2 protein-coding genes and 1 pseudogene are annotated in these 2,290 nt (G+C 41.0%); 1 reads left to right on the top strand and 2 read right to left on the bottom strand.

The annotated features are described in order from the left end of the window. The first annotated feature begins 158 nt into the window (after positions 1-158). Positions 159-1,056, top strand: a pseudogene (locus PLEUR7319_RS43360) (IS630 family transposase). Between the two features lie 6 nt (positions 1,057-1,062). Here the strand turns inward: PLEUR7319_RS43360 and PLEUR7319_RS34145 are convergent. Both PLEUR7319_RS34145 and PLEUR7319_RS34140 read right to left on the bottom strand, forming a co-directional pair. Next, positions 1,063-1,308 (bottom strand): hypothetical protein, encoded by a 246-nt coding sequence (locus tag PLEUR7319_RS34145; RefSeq protein WP_051044370.1) that lies wholly within the window; start codon positions 1,306-1,308, stop codon positions 1,063-1,065. Between the two features lie 102 nt (positions 1,309-1,410). Beyond that, on the bottom strand, positions 1,411-2,290 hold an 880-nt coding region (locus PLEUR7319_RS34140), incomplete at its 5' end, for an IS4 family transposase (protein WP_237743505.1).

Raw genomic sequence — 2,290 nt, 5'->3', positions numbered from 1 at the left:
TTGAAAGTGTACTCATCCCTCGCTCCAAAGCTTCAATTCGACCACGACGTGATAGAGCTTCAACCGCTTTCAAATAAGCTTGACTTCCAGCTTTATAGTCATTCTAAATAGGAAACATATGAAATAATATAAGCTAGATGAGAAATCAATCAGGTTAGATGACTTATAGTGTAGATTTGCGAAAGCGGGTAGTGGACTTTGTAGCGGCTGGAGGCTCCAAAGCCGAAGCATCAAGAAGATATGAGGTAAGTCTATGGTGTGTGAATGATTGGTGTCGAAGAAAGAATTTGACTCCAGCACCACAACTTGGAAGAAAGCGAAAACTAGACTCTCTAGCAATTGCCCAACATATTCAAGAAAATCCAGATGCTTTGTTAAGAGAAAGGGCGCAATATTTTGGAGTGCATACGAGTGCTATTGGGTATGCCCAGAAGCAAATGAAGTTAACTCGTAAAAAAAACGCTGAAATACACTGAACGTAAGCATAGTGAGCGAATCAGCTTTCTGAGAAATTTACGTAAAATTGTCATTCTTGACGGATCAAGCAATTTAGTTTACTTGGATGAATCAGGCTTTGAAGAATATGTCTATCGTCCTTATGGCTGGTCAAAACGAGGACAAAAAACTTACGGCGATTGCCCGAAGGGCAGTGGCTTCGCCAATCGCAATGGTAAAAGAGGAACAAGAACAAGTCTGATAGCTGGCAAAAGAGGCAAAGAGTTGTTAGCACCAGTTCTTTTTAAAGGAAGTAAATGGTGCTTTATGGTTTAATCAATGGCTCGAAGAGCATCTAATTCCCGAATTGAAACCAAACTCCACTCTAATTCTTGATAATGCGGCATTTCATCGCAAGGATGATGTGTTTCGCATTGCCGAACAAGCGGGTCACAAAGTTTTGTTTTTACCACCCTATTCACCTGATTTTAATCGTATCGAACAAGACTTTGCGACGCGAAGCTAATCCTTTAGGGCATCCTCAAAAAAAGACGTATTTATTCCGCTCCTGGTACTTCCTTGGATGACATCGTTAAATCATACGGAAATTATTTAGAATGACTATACCTAAATATTGATGACGAGAAGGATTGCCATTTTTGGTGACAAAAATCGGCTCATGGGACATCCATTTGTAATACCAATAACGACCACCCTTTTTCCTTTAGCTTGGTAGCGCACAATCCAACAACCAGACGGAGCAATTTCACCTTCGTCCCTTATGTCTTGAATATCTTGTTGGAGTTGTTTAATAAGATGTTTAAGTTCATCTAGACGAGTGGCTAGATCCTTCTGTTGACGGGCATTAGCCATAGTTCAGCTCAGAAATAATCGGATATAGTTGTGTAACAAAGCTCGCCAACTATATTCTCATTCTAGTCCTCTCCAAAGTTACAATCAACTCGCTTCTAAACTTCAACCAGGGGAGCGTAATTGCCATCCTTCACATAAAGATTGCAGCTCTAAAAAGCCACGCCATAACACCGTGATGCCAATATTACTCTTTCGGCGATGACTCAAGTAACCGCCCAAACGAGCTACAGCTTGTATCGCCCAAGCTACCGTTAAATCTACTGCGGTGACTGATTTTCCAAATTTGGCAGCTAAAACCTCAATTTGTACCTGATTTAAAATTGAAGATGCAGGTGCATCTGGTTTGGTTCGATGAACATAGGTCATTTTTAACAATTGTGCAGCGATATTCGTTAAAAATCCCAGTAAAACTTGCATACTATCTCCAGATAGACGATAGCTTTCCGCTTTACACCCTGACTTGAGAATTTTATGATATTCTTCAATTCGCCAACGGTAAGTATACCATCGTAAAATGGTTTGTGCTTGTTCCCCATTGGTAACGGGTTCGGAGGTCAAGATCATCCATTCTACGGGTTCACAGCCTTCTGGGGGGTCAATTTCTACGGCATAAACCCCATAAACTTCAAAATATTCTGGTTCTTTCATTCTGGCAGGACTGCGAAGTTTGATGGGTGCATATCTAATTGCCAGAGTAGCGGTTCGCTCTTTTCGATTTGGGGTTTTGGCTAATTCTACTGCTACTTCCATCTTGATAGATTGAGATGGGAGCCATGACCATAAATAACTGTTTGACTCTGATAATGCCCTATTATGTGCTGCTCTTACCACTAACCCTGAATTTGCGGTTTGACTGACTTGTTCAAAGACTTCCGCCGATATCTTCCTTCTCGGGTCAAATACATGAATTACTTTGGTGCTAATACTCTCTGGTTCGGATTTTCTAAGAGTTTCTGGACGGATTGGAGAGCTTCTATCCATT

The sequence above is a fragment of the Pleurocapsa sp. PCC 7319 genome (assembly GCF_000332195.1).
GTDB lineage: Bacteria > Cyanobacteriota > Cyanobacteriia > Cyanobacteriales > Xenococcaceae > Waterburya.
The sequence above is the reverse complement of the archived record's forward strand: the minus strand, read 5'-3'. Positions and strand labels throughout refer to the sequence as shown.

What these genes read in the sequence shown, in the direction of transcription:
- PLEUR7319_RS34145 (WP_051044370.1), bottom strand. Translation starts at nt 1,308, where the DNA reads ATGGCTAATGCCCGTCAACAGAAGGATCTAGCCACTCGTCTAGATGAA.